This window comes from Diaphorobacter aerolatus (assembly GCF_014489535.1).
Lineage (GTDB): Bacteria > Pseudomonadota > Gammaproteobacteria > Burkholderiales > Burkholderiaceae_C > Diaphorobacter_A > Diaphorobacter_A aerolatus.
Map to the genome: position 1 here is coordinate 3722198 of NZ_CP060783.1, position 22882 is coordinate 3745079.

Annotated in this window: 15 protein-coding genes, 1 tRNA gene and 5 pseudogenes; 12 read left to right on the forward strand and 9 right to left on the reverse strand. The window is 63.2% G+C overall.

What is annotated here, in order from left to right:
• Positions 1–36: 36 nt before the first annotated feature.
• Both H9K75_RS17315 and H9K75_RS17320 read left to right on the forward strand, forming a co-directional pair.
• Positions 37–2332: pseudogene (locus tag H9K75_RS17315) on the forward strand (FdhF/YdeP family oxidoreductase).
• The gene (locus tag H9K75_RS17320) at positions 2329–2628 is read left to right on the forward strand and encodes a hypothetical protein (protein ID WP_226858288.1); all 300 of its coding nucleotides are present in this window, start codon (positions 2329–2331) and stop codon (positions 2626–2628) included. The pseudogene H9K75_RS17315 and the gene H9K75_RS17320 overlap by 4 nt, the downstream one beginning before the upstream one ends.
• A 36-nt stretch (positions 2629–2664) precedes the next feature.
• Here the strand turns inward: H9K75_RS17320 and mnmH are convergent, their stop codons facing one another.
• Positions 2665–3723 (reverse strand): tRNA 2-selenouridine(34) synthase MnmH, encoded by a 1059-nt coding sequence (gene mnmH, locus H9K75_RS17325; protein ID WP_187723558.1) that lies wholly within the window; start codon positions 3721–3723, stop codon positions 2665–2667.
• Positions 3724–3880: 157 nt separating this feature from the next.
• Between mnmH and selD the strand changes: the two are divergent.
• Together selD and H9K75_RS17335 are read left to right on the forward strand one after the other, a co-directional pair.
• A pseudogene (gene selD / locus H9K75_RS17330) lies at positions 3881–4956 on the forward strand (selenide, water dikinase SelD).
• Between the two features lie 42 nt (positions 4957–4998).
• The gene (locus H9K75_RS17335) at positions 4999–5469 is read left to right on the forward strand and encodes a GNAT family N-acetyltransferase (RefSeq protein ID WP_187723559.1); all 471 of its coding nucleotides are present in this window, start codon (positions 4999–5001) and stop codon (positions 5467–5469) included.
• Positions 5470–5503: 34 nt separating this feature from the next.
• On the opposite strand, the pseudogene H9K75_RS17340 reads toward H9K75_RS17335, so the two are convergent.
• Positions 5504–6771, reverse strand: a pseudogene (locus tag H9K75_RS17340) (Zn-dependent hydrolase).
• A 439-nt stretch (positions 6772–7210) separates the two neighbouring features.
• Here H9K75_RS17340 and H9K75_RS17345 point away from each other — a divergent pair.
• The 5 genes from H9K75_RS17345 to H9K75_RS17365 all read left to right on the forward strand — a co-directional run bounded on the left by H9K75_RS17345 (position 7211) and on the right by H9K75_RS17365 (position 9652).
• On the forward strand, positions 7211–7429 hold the full coding sequence (locus H9K75_RS17345) for a hypothetical protein (protein WP_187723560.1): 219 nt from the start codon (positions 7211–7213) through the stop codon (positions 7427–7429).
• Positions 7430–7487: 58 nt separating this feature from the next.
• Positions 7488–7754: a translation initiation factor IF-1 gene (gene infA / locus H9K75_RS17350; RefSeq protein ID WP_187723561.1), complete on the forward strand. Its 267-nt coding sequence runs from the start codon at positions 7488–7490 to the stop codon at positions 7752–7754.
• A gap of 67 nt (positions 7755–7821) precedes the next feature.
• On the forward strand, positions 7822–8142 hold the full coding sequence (locus H9K75_RS17355) for an RNA recognition motif domain-containing protein (protein ID WP_319016839.1): 321 nt from the start codon (positions 7822–7824) through the stop codon (positions 8140–8142).
• A gap of 387 nt (positions 8143–8529) precedes the next feature.
• Positions 8530–9279 carry a hypothetical protein gene (locus H9K75_RS17360; RefSeq protein WP_187723562.1) on the forward strand — a complete coding sequence of 250 codons (750 nt, stop codon included), beginning with the start codon at positions 8530–8532 and terminating at the stop codon, positions 9277–9279.
• A gap of 1 nt (position 9280) precedes the next feature.
• Entirely contained in the window at positions 9281–9652 is a 372-nt protein-coding gene (locus H9K75_RS17365) for a hypothetical protein (RefSeq protein ID WP_187723563.1), read from the forward strand.
• Between the two features lie 88 nt (positions 9653–9740).
• Here the strand turns inward: H9K75_RS17365 and H9K75_RS17370 are convergent.
• The 7 genes and pseudogenes from H9K75_RS17370 to fdnG all read right to left on the reverse strand — a co-directional run bounded on the left by H9K75_RS17370 (position 9741) and on the right by fdnG (position 19030).
• Positions 9741–9832: transfer RNA gene (locus H9K75_RS17370), tRNA-Sec, on the reverse strand.
• 76 nt (positions 9833–9908) lie between these two features.
• Positions 9909–11867, reverse strand: coding sequence for a selenocysteine-specific translation elongation factor (gene selB / locus H9K75_RS17375; RefSeq protein ID WP_187723564.1), 1959 nt, complete (start codon positions 11865–11867; stop codon positions 9909–9911).
• 37 nt (positions 11868–11904) lie between these two features.
• Positions 11905–13344, reverse strand: coding sequence for an L-seryl-tRNA(Sec) selenium transferase (selA, locus tag H9K75_RS17380; RefSeq protein WP_187723565.1), 1440 nt, complete (start codon positions 13342–13344; stop codon positions 11905–11907).
• Positions 13345–13369: 25 nt separating this feature from the next.
• A complete protein-coding gene (gene fdhE, locus H9K75_RS17385; RefSeq protein WP_187723566.1) occupies positions 13370–14314 on the reverse strand; it encodes a formate dehydrogenase accessory protein FdhE in 945 nt (314 codons plus the stop codon).
• 84 nt (positions 14315–14398) lie between these two features.
• A complete protein-coding gene (locus H9K75_RS17390) occupies positions 14399–15025 on the reverse strand; it encodes a formate dehydrogenase subunit gamma (RefSeq protein ID WP_187723567.1) in 627 nt (208 codons plus the stop codon).
• Complete coding sequence (gene fdxH / locus H9K75_RS17395) at positions 15022–15957, reverse strand: formate dehydrogenase subunit beta (protein ID WP_187723568.1); 936 nt, start codon at positions 15955–15957, stop codon at positions 15022–15024. Before fdxH ends, H9K75_RS17390 begins: the two co-directional genes overlap by 4 nt.
• Positions 15958–15969: 12 nt before the next feature.
• A pseudogene (fdnG, locus tag H9K75_RS17400) lies at positions 15970–19030 on the reverse strand (formate dehydrogenase-N subunit alpha).
• 331 nt (positions 19031–19361) lie between these two features.
• On the opposite strand from fdnG, the gene H9K75_RS24850 reads away from it, so the two are divergent.
• The 3 genes and pseudogenes from H9K75_RS24850 (at position 19362) to H9K75_RS17410 (ending at position 22836) form a co-directional block, all read left to right on the forward strand.
• Positions 19362–19979, forward strand: coding sequence for a formate dehydrogenase accessory sulfurtransferase FdhD (locus tag H9K75_RS24850; RefSeq protein WP_264293843.1), 618 nt, complete (start codon positions 19362–19364; stop codon positions 19977–19979).
• Positions 19862–20236 (forward strand): formate dehydrogenase accessory sulfurtransferase FdhD, encoded by a 375-nt coding sequence (locus H9K75_RS24855; RefSeq protein WP_264293844.1) that lies wholly within the window; start codon positions 19862–19864, stop codon positions 20234–20236. The genes H9K75_RS24850 and H9K75_RS24855 overlap by 118 nt, the downstream gene beginning before the upstream one ends.
• Before the next feature lie 67 nt (positions 20237–20303).
• Positions 20304–22836: pseudogene (locus H9K75_RS17410) on the forward strand (ABC transporter permease).
• Positions 22837–22882: the final 46 nt, after the last annotated feature.

A 22882-nucleotide genomic window follows, 5' to 3' on the forward strand; every position in this document is an offset into this window, starting at 1 on the left:
AAAGTAGCCGCATCGCCGCCTTCGGGAGACAGCACCATGAGCGAGCAGAAGATCGAGTTCTACAAGGGCCCAGCGGGCGGCTGGGGCGCGCTCAACAGCGTGAAGAACGCGCTGCTTGCGCACAACATACCGCTCAAGGGCGTGAAGACGCTGCTTGCTGCCAACCAGCCCGATGGTTTCGACTGCCCTGGCTGCGCATGGCCGGATCGCAATCACGCATCGACGTTCGAGTTCTGCGAAAACGGTGTGAAGGCCGTGGCCGCCGAGGCGACGGCGCGGCGCGCAGGCCCCGAGCTGTTCGCGCGGCATACGGTCAGCGAGCTGGCAGCGCAAAGCGATTTCTGGCTTGAAGATCAGGGTCGGCTCACGCAGCCGATGGTGTATGAGGCCGCCGATGATCGCTACCGGCCCATCGGCTGGGACGATGCGTTTGCGTTGATTGCGCGGCATCTGAACGCGTTGCCCGATCCGGATCAGGCCATTTTCTACACCTCGGGCGCACCAGCAACGAGGCCGCTTTTCTCTATCAATTGTTCGTGCGCGAGTTCGGCACCAACAATTTCCCCGACTGCTCCAACATGTGCCACGAACCAAGCGGCAGCGCGATGCGCTTGCAGATCGGCGTGGGCAAGGGCACGGTCGAGCTGGTGGACTTCGAGCAGGCCGATGCGATCTTCATCTTCGGCCAGAACCCCGGAACCAACCACCCGCGCATGCTTGGCGAGCTGCGTGAGGCGCACCGACGCGGCGCGCGCATCGTGAGCTTCAATCCGCTGCGTGAACGCGGCCTTGAACGCTTCGTCGATCCACAGGATAAGCTGGAGATGGCGACCCTGAGGTCCACGCCGATCAGCACGCATTACTTTCAGCTGCGCGTGGGCGGTGATCTGGCGGCGGTCAAGGGCATGATGAAGCATGTGCTCGAGCAGGACGACGCACATGGCGACGTGCTGGACCATCGGTTCATTGCCGAACACACGAGCGGCTTTGACGCACTCGCGCACAGCCTGCGCAGCGAAGCCTGGCAGGTGCTTGAGCAGGAGTCCGGCCTCACCGAGGCGCAGATGCGCAGCGCGGGCGATGTCTATGTCGGCGCGAAAAACGTGATCGCCTGCTGGGGCATGGGCATCACCCAGCACATGCACTCGGTGGCGACGATCCAGATGATCGTGAACCTGCTGCTGCTGCGCGGCAACATCGGCCGCCCCGGCGCAGGCGTATGCCCGTGCGCGGCCACAGCAATGTGCAGGGCGACCGCACCATGGGCATCTGGGAGAAGCCGCCCGCCGCGCTGCTTGATCGCTTGCGCGAGGTCTACGGTTTCGCGCCGCCGCGCGAAGATGGGGTCGACACGGTGAAAGCCATCGAGCACATGCGCGACGGCAAGGCCAGGGTGTTTTTTGCGCTCGGCGGCAACTTCGCGGCAGCCACGCCCGACACCTACGAGACCTGGAAGGCGCTCGGCAACTGCGATCTCACCGTGCACGTGGCCACCAAGCTCAATCGCAGCCATGTGGTGCATGGCAGGCAGGCGCTGATCCTGCCGTGCCTGGGTCGCACCGAGATGGACATCCAGAACGGCAGGCCGCAAGGGGTGACCGTTGAGGATTCGATGAGCATGGTCCACATCTCCATGGGCATCAACCTGCCCGCCTCGCAACATCTGCTGTCCGAGCCCGCCATCGTCGCGCGGCTTGCGCATGCGACGCTGGGCGAGCGCAGTCGCGTGGACTGGTTGCGTCTGGCGGGCGACTACGCGCTGATCCGCGACGACATCGAGAAGGTCTTTCCGGACTTCGCGAATTTCAATCAACGCGTCGCAACGCCCGGCGGTTTTCGTCTGCGCAACACGGCGAGCGAACGCGTGTGGAATACGCCTGCGGGCAGGGCGACGTTCTTCGCGCACGACGTGCCGCGCGACACGCCTTCGCACCGTGCACGCGAGCGCATGCGCGATCAGCGCGTGTTCACGCTGCTCACCACACGTTCGCACGACCAGTACAACACGACCATTTATGGCATGGACGACCGGTATCGCGGCGTGTTCGGCCAGCGCCGCGTGGTCTTCATCCATGCAGATGACATCCGCGCACTCGGCATGCAGGATGGGGATCGCGTCGCCATCCACACCGTGTGGGACGACGGGCAGGAGCGCTGCGTCGAGGGCTTCCGGCTCGTCGCCTACGACATCCCGCGCGGCAACCTGGCCGCGTACTACCCCGAGACCAACGCGCTCGTGCCGCTGACGGCGGTGGCGGCGAATGCGGGAACGCCGACGTCCAAATCGATCCCCGTGGTGCTGCGACCGCATCTGAAAGAGGTCACTCAATGACGGCAGACGCCGCGCTTCCGCTGGCGCTGCGCCTCGTGATGGCGCTCGACGAAGAACTGCGCGCCCACGGCGATGATCGCGTGTCCGTCGCGCGGCTGTGCAAGATGCTGGACGCAAGCGCCAGTGCGTTGATGCGCGAGGCCACCCTGCTTGGCGATGCGGAAATCGCCGGCCAGCGCGGCCCGGGACTGCTGCGCATGGAGCAGGAAAACGGGCGCTGGATGGTGCGACTGACGGATGCCGGACTCGCGCTGCTGGTTCGACAGCGCGCGTGCGGCGAGTCCACGGGAGATTGATGGAGTTGCGGTTGCGGGCGCGTGCGCCCGCGACGATCAGAAGTCCCGCTCAAGCGCCAGTATCTGCGCGGCGATTTGCTCCACGTCGGCCTGCGTGAGCGCACTGGCCTCGATGCGCTGGCGCTGTTCCCAGGTGTCGAAATGGCTGGATTGCGAGCGCTGGTAGTGCGGGTCGTAGTGCAGCCGCATCAGCTCGTCAAACAAGGGCGACAGCGACCTGTCGCGCGCCCAGGTCTGCCAGCGCCCCACGGTTTCCTTGCCCAGCGATTCGGTCAGCACGCCGAGTTTGCCCACAAGCGCTTCGACGTCGTCTCCGAGGTAGGCATAGTCGCGCAGCAGGTAGGCAAGGCGCGCTTCGTGCGTGGCGGCGATCTCGATCGTGGGAGCCGCGCGCATCTTCGCGACCAGTGGCAACGGAACGGTCAGGCGGCCGATGCGCGCGCTTTCGCCTTCCACATAGAGCGGACGCGACAGATCGAGTGTCTCCAGCACCGCGCCGATCTGGGTTTCAAAATTCTTCTGCGTGGGCTGGGGCGTGCCCGGCAGCGTACCGAGCAGCGAGCCCTTGTGTCGCGCGCAGTGTTCAAGGTCGAGCATCTGCGCGCCCTGCGCCTCGAGCGCTTGCAGCACGCGTGTCTTGGCGCTGCCGGTCGCGCCGACGATCACCCGCAAATCGAGTCTGGGAACAATGTCCTCGATCTGCGAGATCACATGTCGGCGAAACGACTTGTAGCCGCCCGCGAGCTGCTGGGCGTCCCAGCCGACGAGTCGCAACCAGTGCACCATCGAGCCACTGCGCATGCCGCCGCGCCAGCAATACACCAGGGGTTTCCAGTTCTCGGGCATGTCTGCAAGCTGGTGCTTGAGGTGTTTTGCCAGATTCGCCGCAACCATTGCACCGCCGACGCGCCGCGCCTCGAACGCGCCCTGCTGCACATAGAGCGTCCCGACAATGGCGCGCTCTTCGTTGTCGAGCACGGGACAGTTGATCGCGCCAGGAATATGGTCCTCGGCGAACTCCGCTGGCGAGCGGGCATCGATGATGGCGTCGAACCTGTGGCGATCTGCGGGGCGTACGGGCTGGAAATGGGACATGGGTGCTTGCGATCCGGTGTCGGCACTATACCGGCAGCGTCCGCCGCCATGCGATGGCGTTTCCCCGCGCGCAACGATGCATTTGTCCACGCGGACCGGGGAACCCCGCAAATCTGGGATGATGGATGCAACTCTGTTTGCTTTTCACTGATTTGCCATGACATCCGCAACCCCGTCCCCCCATCCTGCTGCGCCCTTGCCTCGCCTCACCTCGCTTTCGCATGGCGGTGGTTGCGGCTGCAAGATTGCACCCGGCGTGCTGTCGGAGATTCTGAAGTCGAGCGGCGCCAATGCCGTGATTCCACCGGAATTGATGGTGGGAATCGAGACCTCGGACGATGCTGCGGTTTACCGTCTCAACGACGAGCAGGCACTGGTGGCGACCACCGATTTTTTCATGCCGATCGTCGATGATCCCTATGAGTTCGGGCGCATCGCGGCGACCAATGCGCTGTCCGACGTCTACGCGATGGGCGGCAAGCCGATCATGGCGCTGGCGCTGGTGGCCATGCCGATCAACCAGTTGCCGCTCGAGGTGATTGGCGCCATCGTGCGCGGCGGGCAGGACGTATGCCGCGCCGCGGGCATTCCGATTGCGGGCGGCACACCATCGATTCGGTGGAGCCGATCTACGGCCTCGTCGCGATGGGCCTGGTGCACCCGGATCGCGTGCGCCGCAACGCCGCCGCGAAGCCGGGCGACGTGCTCGTGCTGGGCAAACCGCTGGGCGTGGGCGTTTATTCGGCGGCGTTCAAGAAGCTCAAGCTGAGCGACGCAGGGTATCGCGAGATGATCGCCAACACCACCAGGCTCAATACCCCCGGCCCGCTGCTGGCCGAGTTGCCCGGCGTGCATGCCATCACCGATGTGACGGGCTTCGGGCTTGCGGGGCATGCGCTCGAGATGGCGCGTGGAGCGGGCTTGCAGGTGGTGGTCGATTGGGCCAGGGTGCCACTGCTGCCGGGCGTGGTGGAACTCGCGCAGGACGGCAACGTCACCGGCGCAAGCGGGCGCAACTGGGCGGCTTACGGCGAGCAGGTGCAGCTTGCGCAGGGACTGCATGCGACGACGCAGAATCTCGTGAGCGATCCGCAGACCTCGGGCGGCCTGCTGGTGTGCTGCACGCCGGACAGCGTTACCGAGGTGCTGGCGATTTTCGCGCGCGAGGGCTTTGGTGACGCGGCGGTGATCGGGCATGTCGAGGGCGGTGCGAGCGGCCTGCGCGTCGAGTGACCACGAGCCCATTGAAGTGATGAGCCATTCGGACAATTCCCATTGGTTGTGCGCAAGGCGGTGATCGAAGACACCGACACCATTCTGCGTTTCGTGCGCGATCTCGCGATCTATGAAAAGGCCGAGCACGAGGTGCTCACCACGCCCGAACACGTGCATCGGACGATTTTCTCGACCGACGCAACGGCGCACGCGCTGGTCTGCGAGCAGGACGGCGTGGCGCTCGGCATGGCCGTCTATTTTTTCAACTACTCCACCTGGCAGGGCCGCAACGGAATCTATCTGGAAGACCTCTATGTCGATCCGGCCGCGCGCGGCAAGGGCGCGGGCAAGGCGTTGCTCAAGGCGCTCGCGCGCATCGCCGTGGAAAAGGATTGCGGCCGATTCGAGTGGAGCTGTCTTGACTGGAATACACCGTCGCTTGAGTTCTATGACAGCCTCGGCGCGCTGCCGCAAAAGGAATGGATCCGCTACCGGTTGACCGGCCAGGCCCTGCTCGACCTCGCGGCGTGATTGCCGCGCTTGCAAGACAAGGGGCCTTTGTCCATCACGTCCCGGCGCGCTCCAGCATGGCATGCAGCAGCACGTTGCACCCGGCAGCGATGTGTTCCGGTTTGGCGTCCTCGATCTCGTTGTGCGAGATGCCGTCCTTGCAGGGAATGAAGATCATCCCGGCAGGCGCGAGGCGAGCCATGTAGACCGCATCGTGCCCGCGCCCGACACGGCATCCATGTGGGAATAACCGAGCGTCTCGGCCCCTCGGCGAACGGCTTCGATGCAGTCGGCGTTGAAGGGTTGCGCGGGATAGCTCGACACCAGATCGATCTTGATCGGCAGTCCGGTTTCCTCGCTGACCCGCGCGGCCACGGCGCGGATGTCTGCGTCCATGGCTTCACAGTCCGCATCGCTTGCATTGCGCAGATCGATGCTGAACTTCACCTCGCCGGGAATCACGTTGCGACTGTTCGGATGCACGTTCACCATGCCGACCGTGCCACGTCCGTGCGGCGGATGGCGGTGCGCGCAGGCCACCACTTCCTGCATCACGCGGGTGGCGACCTGTAGCGCGTCCTTGCGCAGCGCCATCGGCGTCGGACCGGCATGCGCCTCCATGCCGGTGACCGTGCAGTCGTACCAGCGAATGCCGAGCACGCCGGTCACGACGCCGATGGTCTTGTCGTTGTCTTCGAGCACCGGCCCCTGTTCGATATGCGTTTCAAAGTAATGCCCAATCGGGTGATCGCCGGGTTCCTCAGGGCCGATATAGCCAATGCGTTCGAGTTCCTGCTTCACGCTTTTGTTGTCGTTGTCCTTGGCGGCATAGGCGTGTTCCAGCGTGAAAGCCTTGGCGAAAACGCCCGAACCCATCATCACGGGAACAAAGCGCGAGCCTTCCTCGTTGGTCCAGAAAGCGACTTCGATGGGCGCCTCGGTTTCGATGTTGTGATCGTTGAGCGTGCGCACCACCTCGATACCTGCGAGCACGCCGTAGTTGCCGTCGAACTTGCCGCCAGTGGGCTGCGTGTCGATGTGGCTGCCGGTCATGATCGGCGCAAGACTGTTGTTGCGGCCTGCGCGGCGCATGAAACCGTTGCCGATCTTGTCGATGGTGACGCTCATGCCGGCCTCTGTAGCCCAGCGCGTGACGAGGTCACGGCCCTGCTTGTCCAGGTCGGTCAACGCCAGACGGCAGACGCCGCCCTTGGCCGTTGCACCGATCTCGGCAAGCTCCATGAGCGATTGCCAGAGCCGGTCGCCATTCACGCGCAGCTTGCTGATGACATCGGTGTTGTTGCTTGTCACTTTGGTGTCCATGTCGGTTATCTCCTGATGGTTATTTTGCAGCAGTTGCGAGTCGGCTCGCATGGTTTTCAACCGCCGTGGATGCGAGGTCCTGGATGCGGTCTTGCTGTGACCGAGACCCCCAAGGCCGCGAGCCGCCGACGACTGTACGAGCCCTTGAATTGTGCGAACAGGCCAGGACAGGGTATAATCCGTCCACGCGCTATGCACAGTCTCACCTTTTCTTAGCGCACGTACAACCCTAATAGGCCCCTTGGCTATTCCGGTTCATCCTTTATGAAGACACGGCTGCGGCCCTTGCTCTTCGGCGTTCGGTGAGTTTTTCCAAGTCCATTCCGGGCTTGCGGTTTCCCCTCTTTTTCGCTTGCAGCGTCTTTTTTGGCGCCTCGGAAAAAGAATCTCCAACTCACATTTTTTCGCGCTTCGGTTGTCGAAGGCGCGGACACCGAACATGTTCATCCCCAGCATCGTCGAACGAGTGGGTAGTTACCTCGTAACGCCACTCGTCAAATCCAACGACAGCGGCCAGTTTCTGGCCTCTGTGTCCATACGTCGCGGCGCCTACGACCGCATATTCCGGTTCGCGAGCAGCTTCCCGACCAGCGCTCAAGCCATGCAGCACGCGCTTGTCGAAGGCCGGGGCATGGTGCTCAGCAACCAACTCAACTGAACTGAAAAAGAACCAAGGCGGTGGTCCCTGACCGACCACCGTTCACTCTAGGAGTACTGTGTCAAAAGAAGAACTCATCGAAATGCAAGGCCGGGTTGACGAAGTGCTGCCCGACGCACGATATCGCGTCACGCTGGAAAACGGACACCAGCTCGTCGCCTATACCGGTGGAAAGATGCGCAAGTTCCGCATCCGCATTCTGGCCGGAGACAAGGTCACTCTGGAGATGTCTCCATATGACCTGACCAAGGGCCGCGTGACCTTCCGCCATATCGAAACACGCTCTGGCGCACCTGCGAAAACACCGTTCCGCAAGCGCCATTGATTCGCTCATTTTTTCAAACCCCAACGGTCCAGTTGTTCTGGCCCGTCTCACAACCAGGAAATTCAAAATGAATAATCGTCTCTACGTTGGCAACCTTGCCTACTCGACCACCAATGAATCGCTGACCCAGGCGTTCGGTGAATACGGCTCCGTCGCCAGCGCCAAGCTGGTAATGGACCGTGAAACCGGCCGCTCCAAGGGCTTCGCCTTTGTGGAAATGGAAACCGACGCTGACGCCCAAGCGGCGATCAACGCCCTCGACGGCAAGTCCATGGACGGCCGCGCCATCAAGGTGAACGTCGCCCGTCCCCAGAGCCCGCAGCGGCGGCTTCAGCGGCGGTGGTGGTGGCGATCGCGGCGGCTATCGCAACAACCGTTATTGAGATGACGTGACGGCGGTGCTACGGCGTCGCCTTGCGGATTCAAAAATTGAAAGCCCGGTCAATATTGATCGGGGCTTTTGTTTTGTCTGGGCGTGATGGGACTCTCATAAATTCCGTGTGTGAGGCATATGTTGAGCAACGGGATTTCTTAGGTCCCGCTGCCCAGTCAACTCGTCTTCGGTCTGGTCTTGGTGCCTGCGTAGTTGGAGGACGTACTTGCGATTTTTCGATGAGGGACTTATGAGAGCGAAATGCTGAAATTCAACACGGCTTTCGACGAGCCGTTATCTCGTGCCAAGCTTCGCGCACCGAATTCTGACACGCCCGAATAATATTTTCCTTTGCTTTGGTGCTGGAATGCGATTTGCATCTTTCGTATACTGGAAGACCAATTGGTCACAAATATCGCCATGCCAATCTTTATTACTCCCGGGCCACTGTGCTCGTCTTCATCCCAGTTCAAGGCGCTGGGTTCACAAGGCAATAGAGATTTGGCTCACCCGCAGCTCCGGCCAGGGCCAATCTGCGCTTCTTCAACTTATGAGCCCAAGCGGTTGAGTTTGGTCGATGAAGTGAATCTTTCTCCGCTCCAATTTACGTCTGGGAAAATGTGCCGGCGAGATGAGCATCTTCTGGGCTTTCTGCCAACAGTAGAAAAGGAGAAGACAGTTCTAGTGGCTGTGATCGTCGGTGGTTTGACCAGCACCAATCCGTTCGGTCACGTCGCGATAGCCATTGAGGGGTACGGCACCTTCTCATATGGAACGGACACGCCCGCAGGCACTGGACTGAGCGACTATCTTGCTAAACAAGGCGGGTACCGCTCTAGTGTTGTCTATTCTATTGAGACGACGGAAGCGCGAGCGCAATTGATAGCAGCGCGTGCAAAAAGTTTTGTTGGCAAGAAGTTACCAGATCCAACCAAAGACCCTAGAGGTTTCGCAGATACTTGCGCAACTAGAACAATCAAGGCGCTGGAGGCTGGCGGATATAGCAATCCCAAGCCGACGCTATTTGGCAGTGCGCCGTCAATGTTCCCTCGGGACGCTGAGAATTACGGTCGTGAATATGGTACGCAACTTCAATTGAAAAAAGGCGATACCGTTCCTGACATCTTCAAAAAATTTCAGAAGAAAGATTGAGATGCCCTTTTTGGCTGCCATTCTGGTCGTTGTTTGCATGTCAGGGGCGGCGGTGTTCACATTTTTTATTTCGGGATCTGCATCCGAAAAATATGAAACTTCGCTGCTGCAAGCTCAGTGGGAAACCATCGACAAATCGGCGGTTCAGGTGCCTCAAATCATTCACGTGCAGTCTGAGCGTGAATACGTCGTACTGGCCGAGCCATACAAGGGCGAAGTGCTTTTGACGTTGATGAATCCCGAAGATGATAAATCGGTAAGAACATTTCCCAGCGATGCATATGTCCCTTCCCGTGCTGCTGTTGCACTCGCCAAAGCTACGCCACAAGCAAGCACCGAAGTGGTCAGGCAGTTGAGCGCAAGGGTTAAGTGACCTGTTGGGTGGCTCGCGCTTTTCACTGCCGGTGCGTGTGCTATATCGCTGGCCGACGTAGTTGGCCGTCAACTTTATTGGTTTGGGGCGGAAAAGAGCAGGAGTCGAACCTACCGACCGCGCTTGGCGCAATCCACCGGGTTTGAAGCCCGGGCGCCCCACCGGGGACGCTTCTCTTCCAATATTCTCGCAATCATGAGGATGATCGGGAATACGACTTGTTTGTTTGCTACTCGCTTGCTCGCTCTCGCGTCGCTCAGTCCGTCTTGCTGCTGCTCGCGCTATCGAACAGAGAGGTGCCGGGTCTGAGCAGGTGCTGGTCTTTCACGCGGCGGGTGAAGCCCACGCGATCAAAGAATTCCAGCAATTGAATTGCGCGTTTGCGGCCGAGGCCGGTGGCGTCGCGGAAGGCTGCGGCCTCAAGGCCTGCATCCGACGAATTGCACCAACGCGCGATTTCTGCGAGACGCTCGATTGTATCGAGCGGATAGAACAAATCCTTCACCACCTGAAAAACTTGGCCACGGCGCGCAAGGCTTGCCAGCGTCTGGCGGATCATCGTTTCGGGGATTTGCGTATCAGCGGCCAAGGTACGTACCCAGGGCGGATCGAATTGCCCGTTGACGAGCAGTGGCAGCAAGCGTTCCGCGATCTGTTGCTCGGCCTCGTTCATGCGCACCGCGTGTTCGGGGCGATGCAGCCAATGGCCGCTGCGCATGATGCTGCCGTCAGCCACGAGTCGTTCGACGAGGAAAGACCAGAGCGCGTCGTCGGCGCGTGGCACGGCGAGGCGTTTGAGGCGCTTGACGTCCGGCCCGATTTCGTCAGGTGAGGTGGTGTGAAACGACTGTAGCCGCTCCAGCACATGCGCTTTCAAGGATTGCAGCGCGGCGGGCGACAGGGCCATGTTGCCATTGGCAAAGCGTTCGGCCTCGCCGGGCAGCGCGATGGCGGCCGGTCCCGTCATGCCTTCTGCGCGAGCGGTCTGTTGCAGATCGAGGCCGTGTGCGGATTGCGCGAGCAGGGCGCTCCATCGCGTCGCACGATCCGGCAATGCCTGGGCTTTCAGCGCAGCGATGCGTTCCGGCGTGCCGCGATAACGCTGTGGTGCAAACGGATCGAGCACGCGTATGCCGGCCAGGGTGCGGGTGGCCGAGGCGTCTCGCAGCACGCCGCGATCTCCGTGCCAGGCGGCTATGCTGCTGCGCAGAACGATTTGTGCGAGCGCGGTTTCCCCGGGCTCAAGCACCGGGCGCTCCAGCAGCACGATGCTGCCGACGACGTCGCTGGTGCCCATGTGCACATGCACGTGGGTGCCCGAGCGCAGAGCGCGTTCCTCGTCGGGCCACAGCGTGCATTCCACGTCGATTCGCGTGGTCGAAAGCGCAATGCCGACGTTGCTGATCCAGTCCCCGCGACGCACCTCGTCCTTGGCGACACCGGCGAGCGCAAGCGCCGAGCGCTGGCCTTGCGTGGCCGATTCGGCCTGGCGGTTCAGCGCGTGGATGCCGCGCACGCGCACGCGTTTGCCGCCCGGGCTCAGCGCGAGTTCGTCTCCGACGGAGACCGTGCCGCTGGTGATGCTGCCGGTCACCACCGTGCCCACGCCAGTGAGCGTGAACGCGCGGTCAACGGCCATGCGGAATGCGTGCGGGCTCGAAGATGCAGATGAGGACGAGGACGATGAACCAGCCGCGTCATGCTCAGCGGCCTTCTTCAACAAGTGCTGGCGCAGGGATTCCATCCCCTCGTTGGAGATGGCCGAGACTTCGAACACCGGCGATCCGGCCAGCGTCGTGGCGGCCAGCAGCGTGTCGATTTCCGCGCGCACCTGCGCCAGTCGCTCGGCACGCGTTGCGGCGTCGAGCCGGTCGATCTTGGTGATCGCAACGGTTGCACGTTGCAAGCCCAGTAGCGAGACCACGGCGAAATGCTCGCGCGTCTGCGGCATCACGCCATCATCGGCGGCGACGACGAGCAGCGCGTGGGCAATGCCCGTGGCTCCGGCGAGCATCGTGTGCAGCAGCTTTTCGTGGCCCGGCACATCGACGAAACCCAGAGCGACACCGTCATCCGCATGCAGGTAGGCGTAACCGAGTTCGATGGAAATGCCGCGTCGTTTTTCTTCAGGGAGCCGGTCGGTCTCCACGCCCGTGAGCGCGCGAACCAGCGATGTCTTGCCGTGGTCGATGTGTCCTGCGGTGCCGATGATCATGGGCTCAATGTTCTGCTGCGGTGTCGGGCCAGGGAGTTCAAGCGTCTGCCATCGCGGTGGCAAGGGCTGCAAGCTGCGCGGTGAACGTGGCTTCGTCGCGCGCTTCGAGGCAGCGCAGGTCGAGCCACAGCGTGTCGTCCGCAATGCGCCCGATGACGGGACGTGGCAGCCCGCGCAGGGCGGCTTCGAGCTTTCCGAGTGCGCGTCCGGCGCGTTTGACGTGCATGGGGCGAATCGCGAGGCCGTAGCTTGGCAGCGTGTCCACGGGCAACGCGCCGCTGCCGATCTGGCTGAGCATGGGGGCCGCACTGACCTCGTATTCGTCACCGACGGCGGTCTGCAACGGGATGGCGAGGGCCTGTGCCTGCGCCTTCATCTGGGCCTGCGGTCGCGTGAACAGGCGCAGCGTGGTCAGGCGTTCTGCGAGGCGTTCGGGCGAGAGATAGAGCTGCAACACCGGCTCGAGCGCCGCGAGCGTGAGCTTGCCCACGCGCAGCGCGCGCTTGAGCGGATTCTTCTTGATCGTGGCGATCAGGTCCTTGTTGCCGACGATGAGTCCCGCCTGCGGGCCGCCGAGCAGCTTGTCGCCGCTGAAGGTGACGAGGTCCGCGCCCGCCGTGATGGTCTCGCGCACCGTGGCCTCGTGCGGCAGGCCGTATTGCGCCAGATCGATGAGCGTGCCGCTGCCCAGATCGACCGCGAGCGGCAGGCCGCGCGCGTGGGCAATCGCGGCCACTTCGGATTCCGGAACGCTTTTGGTGAAGCCCGTCACCTCGTAGTTGCTGCAATGCACCTTCATGAGGAGCGCCGTGTCGCCGGTGATGGCCTCGGCGTAGTCCTTGGGATGCGTTCGATTGGTGGTGCCGACCTCGATCAGCGTCGCGCCTGCGCGGCTCATGATGTCGGGGATGCGGAACGCGCCGCCGATCTCGACGAGTTCGCCACGCGAGACGATCACTTCCTTTTTTGCTGCCAGCGCGTTGAGCGTGAGCAGCACCGCTGCCGCGTTGTTGTTCACGACGGTGGCGGCTTCTGCGCCGGTCAGCTCGCGCAGCAGATCGTTGACGAGATCGTCACGGTCACCGCGACCGCCGGTGGCCAGATCGAATTCGAGATTGGCGGGCGTGGTCAGGGCCTGCACCACGGCCTGCACGGCCGCATCGGGCAGCAGGGCGCGACCGAGATTGGTGTGCAGCACGGTGCCGGTCAGGTTGAACACCGCCCTGAGCCTCGGCGCGAACTGGTGAGCAAGCCGCGCCGCCGCCTGGGCGGCGATGGCGTCTGGCGCCAGGTGCTCTGCGGAGACCTCACCCGCGAGCGCGGCGGGACGCAGCGTGTCGATCGCGTCGCGCACGGCCCGGGTGCTGGCGCTGGCGCCGTATTCGGCGATCAGCGCCTTGAGCGCGGGCGTGCCGAGCACACGGTCCACGGCGGGCAGGCGAGCGGCGAATGAGGGCGGTGCGTGTTCGGCGGTCATGGCGCTTGAGAGGGGCGTGGATGCGTCAGGCGGTGGCGTCGGGCGGCGCGTCCGTCTCGGCCATGGGCAGCAGCGGGTTGATGCTTGCGCGGGCGAAGTCGGTTTCGCTCATCAAGAGGTCCAGCATCAGCGTGGCGAGGTCGTCGGCCAGCGGTTCCGCGAATGGATCCTTCTCCTGGTTGGAGATCTTGCGGTAGGTGTGGCACACGTCGCAGGTCTCGGCGAACACCGTGTCGTCCGCGCCCTCGAGCTTCTTGTATCTCACGCCCTTGGTGCTTTCACAGTGGCTGCATTTGACGCGCACCATGTGCCATTCGGTGCAGCAGGCACCGCAATGCAGATAGCGCAGGCCGGCATCGCGTCCGCCGATGCGGATCACGCTCGCAACCGGCGCCGTGCCGCAGATCGGGCAGACCGTGGCCGGATCGGTGTAGGGAACATCGCTTTCCGACAGGCGACCCGCGCGGTCGGCGAACACCACCTGCAATGCGGCCATGACGATGGGCGCGGCCGCGAGGTCGGCGCTCTCCGTGAGCAGGCCGATGAGCACGCGGCGCGCGAGCGCATCGCGGTCTTCACGGCCCATGCCCGCGAGTGCGGCAAGGGTCGGCTTGAGCGGGTCGGGGATGTCCTTGCCGGACTGGAGGTCGGCAACGATCTGGTCCAGCACGGCGTGCCATGCGGGATCGACGTGACTCGCTGCGGGCAGCAGCGGCATCGAATGTTCCTGGGCCTGCGCGATCAGCGCGCTGTCGGGCGCGGCGGTTTGGACGCTCGCGGCTGCCTTGTGCTGGGCGCGAACGAGTTGCGCGAGAAACCGCAGGTAGTCGGCGATGGGATTGCCATCGGCCTGCTGCTCGAGGCGAGCGGCGCGCTCGGCAAACAGTTGTGCGGTCTGCGGCAGGCGCACGCGCTGGGGATTGGTACGGTCGAGAGCTTCGATATCGCCCGGTTGAAGAATGCGTTGCACTGCGATGGAACTCCAAAAAAGAAACTGCCGCCGACCGGCACGCAAGCAGGCAATCGGCGGCAGGGCAGGGCGAGTGTGGCTATGTTAGCTGTTGTCGCCCGTCATCTTGCGATACCAGCCGCGATGGTGCTGTTTTGCCCATGCGCGTGTCACGGTGCCGTACAGCATGGCGCGGATGGTGCCGCGCGTCCAGATGGCGGCGTAGACGTGCAGGATGATCAGGCCGATCATCCAGACGGCGGCCACCGCGTGCAGCACCGATGCGAAGCGCACCAGGCCGACGGGCAGGTTGAGCCACGCGCGCCACATCATCACGCCGGAGATGATGAGCAGCAGCATGCCGATCACCAGACCCCAGAACAGCACCTTCTGGCCGCCGTTGTACTTGCCCTGCTCGGGCATGTTGTGATCGTTGCCATCCACCATCTTGTTGACGTTCTTGAGCCATTCGATGTCGCGCTTCTCGATCAGGTTGAGCGACGCGAATCGCAGCGCCATGACCATGAAGAACACGAACATCACCACGCCCACATAGGGGTGCAGAATGCGCGTCCACGGCCCACCACCAAACAGCATGGTGAGCGGATAGAACGCCGGATGGAAGAACGCCAGGCCCGAGAGCGCGAGCAGGATGAAGCAGATGCCCACAATCCAGTGGTTCAGGCGCTCCGAGGCCGTGTAGCGCGGCAAGTCGTGGGGATTGCGTCTCATGGCATCATCTCCTCATTCTTCTGCTTGGGAGTGGCACCCACGCCCTTGGCATCCATCTCGTCTTCCAATTCCTTGGAAACGTCGTTCGGTCCCTTGGTGATGTAGTGGAACAGGCTGCCGAGCGCGGCTGCACCGAGTGCAAACATGGCCAGCGGCTTGGAGACACCCTTCCACACGCTCACCATCGGGCTGATGGTCGGCGCATCGGGCAGGCTGGCGTACAGCGACGGCTTGTCTGCATGGTGCAGAACGTACATCACGTGCGTGCCGCCTACGCCTTGCGGGTCGTAGAGGCCGGCGTTCTTGAAGCCGCGTTCATTCAGGTCCTGAATGCGTTCGGCCGCGTGGTCCTTCATCGCCTTCTTGGTGCCAAAGACGATGGCGCCGGTCGGGCAGGTGGTGACGCAGGCCGGTTCGCGGCCCACCGCGACGCGGTCGGAACACAGCGTGCACTTGTAGGCCTTGTGGTCCTTCTTGGAGATGCGCGGCACGTTGAACGGGCAGCCGGTCACGCAGTAACCGCAGCCCACGCAGTTTTCCTCATGGAAATCCACGATGCCGTTGGTGTACTGCACGATGGCGCCCGGCGAAGGGCAGGCCTTCAGGCAGCCGGGGTCGGCGCAGTGCATGCAGCCATCCTTGCGGATCAGCCATTCCAGATTTCCCGTGGCCTCGTTGTCGTATTCGGTGAATTTCATCACCGTCCACGCGTTCTCGGTCAGGTCGGTCGGATTGTCGTAGGTGCCATGGCATTCGCCGGGCTCCTGGCGCAGATCGTTCCACTCCATGCATGCCGTCTGGCAGGCCTTGCAGCCGATGCATTTGGAGACGTCGATGAGTTTGGCGACCTCGCCGGACTGCGGCGACCGCGCCTGGGGCGGCGGGGTCGTCGTGGCCGAGAGGCGCATGATATCGAGTGATTGCAGTGACATCAGTGGCTCCTCTTAAACCTTCTCAACCTTCACGAGGAAGGTCTTGAATTCCGGCGTGTTGCTGTTTCCGTCGCCGACGAACGGCGTCAGGATGTTGGCCAGATAACCCGGCTTGGTCAGGCCCTTGAAGCCCCAGTGGATCGGTATGCCCACGTGGTGCACCGTCTTGCCCTCGATCTTCATCGGCTTGATGCGCTTGGTGACCACGGCCACGGCCTTGATCGCGCCCCGCTTGGAAGACACCCTGACCCGGTCGCCCGCGGCAATGCCCAGTTCCTTGGCCAGCGCCTCGCCGATTTCGACGAACTGCTCCGGCTGCGTGATGGCGTTCACCAGCGAGTGCTTGGTCCAGTAGTGGAAGTGCTCGGTCAGGCGGTAGGTCGTGCCGACGTGCGGGAACTCGTCCGCCTTGCCGAAGGTTTCCCAGATGTGCGGGAACACCCGTGCCGCCGGCGAGCTGGTGGCCTTGGGGTTGTTCGGGTACATCGGGTTCTTGCCGATCGGCGTGTCGAACGGCTCGTAGTGCGTTGGGAACGGCCCTTCGGCCATGCCCTTGCGCGCAAAGAAGCGCGCGACGCCTTCGGGGTTCATCAGGAACGGACCGTTGCCGGTTTCCGGCGCAATGCCGACGCCCGTGTCGGGTACGTCCGCGCCCACCCAGGCCTTGCCATTCCATTCCACAAGCTTGCGCAGCGGATTGAACGGCTTGCCCGCCACGTCGGCGGAGGCCCGGTTGTAGAGCACGCGGCGGTTCGCGGGCCAGGCCCACGCCCAGTTCAGCGTGTTGCCGATGCCGGTCGGGTCGGAGTTGTCGCGGCGGCCCATCTGGTTGCCCGCGCTCGTCCAGGCGCCTGCGTAGATCCAGCAGCCCATGCCGTCGTACCGTCATCGCGCAGTTCGCCGAATCCGGAGACCTGCTGGCCTGCGGGGCGCAGCACCTTGGTCGCATCCGCCGGGTCTTTGAGATCGGCCAGCGCCTTGCCGTTGTACTCCTTGGCCAGCTCTTCCGACGACGGATGGGCAGGCTGGGCGTACTTCCAGTCGAGGTTCATGATCGGATCGGGGAACGCGCCGCCGTCCTTGCCGTACAGCGCCTTCAGGCGGATGTGCAGCGCGGACATGATGGCCACGTCGGTCTTGGCTTCACCCGGTGCCTCGGCGGCCTTCCAGTGCCATTGCAGAACACGCGACGAGCTCACGACCGCACCATCTTCCTCGGCGAAGCAGGTGGTGGGCAGACGGAACACTTCGGTCTGGATGGACTTGGTATCCACGTCGTTGAACTCGCCGAAGTTCTTCCAGAACTCGGAGGTCTCGGTCGCGAGCGGATCCATGACGACCAGGAACTTCAGCTTGGACAGGCCGTCACGCACCCGCGTGCTGTTGGACAGCGCCGCGATCGGGTTGAAGCCCTGCGCGATGTAGCCGTTGACCTTGCCTTCGTTCATCAACTGGAAGATCTGCAGCATGTCGTACTGCTTGTCCAGCTTGGGAAGGTAGTCGTAGGCCCAGTTGTTCTCTGCCGTCGCGGCATTGCCCCACCATGACTTCATCAGGCTGACGTGGAACTTGGGATAGTTCTGCCAGTAGCTCATCTGGTTGGCGCGCAAAGGTTTTTGCGTGCGTGCCGTGATGTAGCCCTGATAGTCCTGCTCGGCCTGATTGGGCAGAGTGAGGTAGCCCGGCAGGCTGTTGGACAGCAGGCCCAGATCGGTCAGGCCCTGGATGTTGGAGTGACCACGCAGCGCATTCATGCCGCCGCCCGCCACGCCGATGTTGCCGCACAGCAGTTGCACCATCGCGGCGCAGCGCAGGATCTGCGAGCCGGTGGAGTGCTGCGTCCAGCCGAGCGCGTACATGATCGTCGCGGCGCGACCGGGCACGGCCGTCGAGGCGAACTTCTCGGCCACGTGCAGGAACTTCTCCTTGGGCGTGCCGCAGACGCTCTCCACGCGTTCGGGCGTGTAGCTCTCGTAGTGCTTCTTCATGAGCTGGTAGACGCAGCGCGGGTTCTGCAGCGTCGCGTCGGTCTTGACGTAGCCGTCTTCACCGAGCTCGTAGTCCCAGCTCTTCTTGTCGTAGGTGCGCTTTTCTTCGTTGTAGCCCGAGAAGATGCCGTCCACGAATTCAAAGTCATCGCGCACGATGAAGCTGAAGTCCGTGTAGTTCTTCACGTACTCGTGGTGGATCTTGTCGTTCGTGAGCAGATAGTTGATGAGACCGCCAGAAAGACGATGTCACTGCCCGAACGGATGGGCGCGTAGAAATCCGCCACCGAGGCTGAACGGTTGAAGCGCGGATCGACCACCATGAAGTGCGCCTTGTTGTGCGCCTTCGCTTCGGTGACCCACTTGAAGCCGCAAGGGTGCGCTTCGGCGGCATTGCCGCCCATGATCAAAATAACGTCCGCATTCTTGATGTCGACCCAATGGTTCGTCATCGCTCCACGGCCAAACGTCGGGGCAAGACCTGCCACCGTCGGGCCGTGTCAAACACGGGCTTGGTTATCGAATGCCAGCAGGCCCATGAACGGGCCACCTTGTGTGTGATGTATCCGGCCTCGTTGCTCGATGCCGAAGCGGCGAGCATGCCGGTGGTGAGCCAGCGGTTGACCGTCAGGCCGTCAGCGGTCTTGGCGACGAAGTTCGCATCGCGGTCGTCCTTGAGCAGCTTGGCGATGCGGGTCAGCGCGTCGTCCCAGGACATGCGCTTCCACTCGCTGGATCCGCGCGCGCGGTACTCGGGTACAGCAGGCGGTTGGGGCTGTTGATGAAGTCGAGCAGCCCGGCGCCCTTGGGGCACAGCGTGCCGCGGTTCACCGGATGGTCGGGATCGCCCTCGACGTGGATCACGGAGGAATGGGCGTTCTTGCCGCCCGAACCCAGCGAATACATCAGGAGGCCGCAGCCGACCGAGCAATAGGTACAGGTCTGACGCGTGACCGTGGCCGACGTGAGCTTGAACTCACGCACCTCCGCAAGTGCAGCCGTGGGCGAAAAGCCCATGGCCACGAGGCTGGAGCCAACCAGGCCCGCCCGCTCATGCGGAAGAAATGTCTTCTGTTCATGTCCATGACAGATCCTCCTTGGTTGATAGTGATTGGAAATTCATCGCAGTAGCTTCAGGGGAACTGATTTCATGCGGCACGGACGACAGGCCCATGCCAAATGCTCCAGTGCGTTCAGGCGCTGGAGGACTCAACAACCGGTCGTGGTCACGATGTCGGCGAAGTGCTGCGGTGAAGCAGACGGGGGTGCATGTCCACTTTCGCGAGAATTGGCTGGATGCGCTTGACATCGTGGCTGATAGACGAGTGCTGATAATCTTAACTGTTTGATTCAATCCCCTCAACGAGGTACAGGTCTAGAGGGAAACGCGGAATGGCGCACTGGTATCGTTGTGGTATGCAAAATTCCGATAGCAATTCCACGAGTGACGGCGGCAGTTGCCAGATGGCAGAAATGAATGCGGTGACGCTGCCCGCGCTGGTGAGCGTACAGGCGCGCCAATGGGCCGTAGGTCAGGAGCAGCCGCAACTGCTGTCACGTGAGGTGTCGGCCGAGGTGCCGGTGGCCATGGTTTTCAATGGCATTTCACACGCGGTGATGATGGCAAGTCCTACGGATTTGGTCGAGTTTGGCGTTGGTTTTGCGATCAGCGAAGGCATCGTCGATGGTCGCGACGATTGCCGCGACGTGGAATTCCGCGTCCATGGTGCTGGAACACCCGACGCCAGTTGCGCCGTTCACATGGAAATCGCGTCGCGCCATTTCGTGCGCCTGAAGGAGCAGCGCCGGACCCTGGCCGGGCGCACCGGTTGCGGCGTCTGCGGAATCGACAGCATTCAGGCGCTCGATCTGCACCCGAGCAGGTGCCCGCGCCCGAATGGCGTTCGCAGTTCGGTGTGGAGGCGATCACTGCCGCGTTCTCTGCGCTTTCCGCCAAGCAGGCGCTCAACGCGCGTTCCGGTTCGCTGCATGCGGCGGGTTGGGCCAGGCCCGATGGCACGCTCGGCCCTGTGATGGAAGATGTCGGACGCCACAATGCGCTCGACAAGCTGATAGGCAAGCTGGCGCTCGCAAACGAACTCGGCCAGCCGGGCTTCGTCGTGATGACCAGCCGCACCAGCTACGAACTGGTGCGCAAGTGCGCGCGCGTCGGCATTGCCGCGTTGACCACGATCTCCGCGCCCACGTCGCTGGCGCTGCAACTGGCCGACGAAGCCGGCATGCAGCTCTGGGGATTCTGTCGTCCGCCATCGGCCGTGCGCTACGTCTGAAATGGACCTGTCGCTGAGCCGTTTCATCTGCCGTTTGACTTTCGCCCCCATTTTGAATTGATCTGATATGAGCAACGTAACTTCCATTTCCGCAGGGGCTCTGGGCTGGCGGACCCTGTGGCGCGATCTGCGCGCGGGCGAGTTGCGCTTGCTCATCGTCGCGGTAACGCTCGCGGTCGCGGCGCTGACCTCCGTGGGCTTCTTTTCGGATCGTCTGCAAAGCGGTTTGCAGCGCGATGCCTTGCAGTTGCTTGGCGGTGACATCGTGATCGTGAGCGACAACGCAACGCCCGAGCGCTTCGTGCAGGAAGCCGCAAGGCTCGGCTTGAAGAGTTCATCGACGCTGAGCTTCCCGACCATGGCGCGAGCCAGCGACGCGCAGGGCGGGGCCAGCAAACTCGTGGCGCTCAAGAGCGTGGATGCCAGCTACCCGCCGCGTGGGCAATTGCAGGTGGCCACGCAAGCGGCGCAGCCGGGCTCGGGCACCACGGAGATTCCCGCTGCGGGCGAGGTCTGGGTCGATGCACCCTTGCTCGATGCGCTGGCCATCGGTGTGGGGGACGCGCTGCTGCTCGGTGATGCGACGTTCAAGGTCGGCCGCATCATCGTGCAGGAGCCTGATCGCGGCGCGGGCTTCATCAGCTTTGCGCCGCGCGCGCTGATCAATGCGCAGGATCTCAACGCCACGGGACTGGTTCAGCCCGCAAGCCGCATCACCTACCGGTTCGCGGTGGCTGGCGAAGCGCCGCGCGCGGTGCAGCAGTTCAAGGACTTTGCGACGCGGCTCACCGATGCGCACGAGGTGCGCGGCGTGCGCGTGGAGTCGCTGGAGAGCGGCCGCCCGAGATGCACCAGACGCTGGTGCGAGCACAGAATTTTCTGAACCTGGTCGCGCTGCTGGCCGCCCTGTTGTCCGCCGTGGCCGTGGCGCTTGCAGCACGCGGCTTTGCCAATGAACACCTCGACGCCTCGGCGATGCTGCGCGTGCTGGGGCAGAGCCAGCGCACCATTGCCTGGGCCTACGCCATCGAGTTCGCGCTGATCGGTTTGTTCGCCAGCCTGCTCGGTGTGGCGCTGGGCTTTGCGGTGCACTATGTGTTCGTGTGGATGTTCGCGGGCTCGTGAATGCGGTGCTCCCGGCGGCAAGTCTGTGGCCGGTGCTGTTCGGTCTTGGCGTGGGGCTCACGCTGATGTTTGCGTTTGGTCTGCCGCCGGTGTTGCAGCTCTCGCAGGTGCCGCCGCTGCGCGTGATCCGCCGTGACGTCGGTGGCTTCAAGCCGGTGTCGCTGGCGGTGCTGGGCGTCGGCATGGCGGGCTTTGCCGTGCTGCTGATGGCGGTGAGCCGCGACCTGAAACTGGGCGGCATCGCGGTCGGCGGATTTGCGGCGGCGGTGGTGCTGTTTGCCGCGCTGGCCTGGCTTGCGGTGAAGGCGCTGCGCCGTCTGGTGAACGAGGCCACGGCACCGCGCTGGCTGGTGCTGGCGACGCGGCAGATTTCCGCGCGTCCCGCCTATGCGGTGGTGCAGGTCAGCAGTCTGTCGGTGGGCTTGCTGGCGCTGGTGTTGCTGGTGCTGCTGCGCACCGATCTCATCAGCAGTTGGCAGAAGGCCACGCCACCCGATGCGCCCAATCGCTTCGTGATCAACGTGCTTCCCGAACAGGCCGAAGGTTTCCAGCAGGCGCTCAAGCAGTCGGGCGTGCAGAAGTTCGATTGGTATCCGATGATTCGCGGCCGTCTGGTGGCGGTCAACGGCAAGGACGTCAGTCCCGACGATTACGCCGAAGACCGCGCCAAGCGACTGGTGGACCGCGAGTTCAATCTCTCGAATGCGGCCGAGCCGCCCGAGCACAACCTGATCGTCGGTGGCGCCTGGAAGGCCGGGGAGCAGGGCGCGCTGAGCGTCGAGGAAGGCATTGCAGACACGCTGGGCCTGAAGCTGGGCGACACGTTGCGCTTTGACATCGGCGGCATCCAGAACGAAGCGAAGATCACCAGCCTGCGCAAGGTCGATTGGGCGTCGATGCGCGCGAATTTCTTCGTGATGTATCCGGTCGCGAATCTTCCCGACGTGCCCGCCACCTATCTGGCCGCCTACCGCGCGCCGGACCGACCGGGCTTCGACAACGCGCTGGTTCACGAGTTTCCGAACATCACCAATGTCGATCTGAGCGCCACGCTGCAGCAGGTGCAGACCGTGCTTGGGCAGGTGATTCGTGCGGTGGAGTTCCTGTTCGGCTTCACGCTCGCGGCCGGTCTCGTCGTGCTGTTCGCGGCGGTGACCGCCACGCGCGAGGAGCGTGCGCGCGAGTTCGCGATCATGCGCGCCGTGGGTGCGCGTGGGCAGTTGCTGCGCCAGGTGCAGCGCGCGGAGTTGGCTGGTGTCGGCCTGCTCGCGGGTTTTCTCGCGAGCATCTTGGCGGTTGCCGTGGGCTGGGCGCTCGCCCGCTACGTGTTCGATTTCAATTGGAGCGCACCGCTGTGGGTGCCGCTGGCCGGAGCCGTGAGTGGCGCCTTGCTGGCGCTGGCTGCGGGCTGGTGGGGTCTGCGCGAAGTATTGCGCCGACCGGTGGTGGATACGCTCAGGCGCGCGGCGCAGTAATAGTTTGCACGGCGCCGTGAATGACGTGGGCGTCCGTTATGCTCGA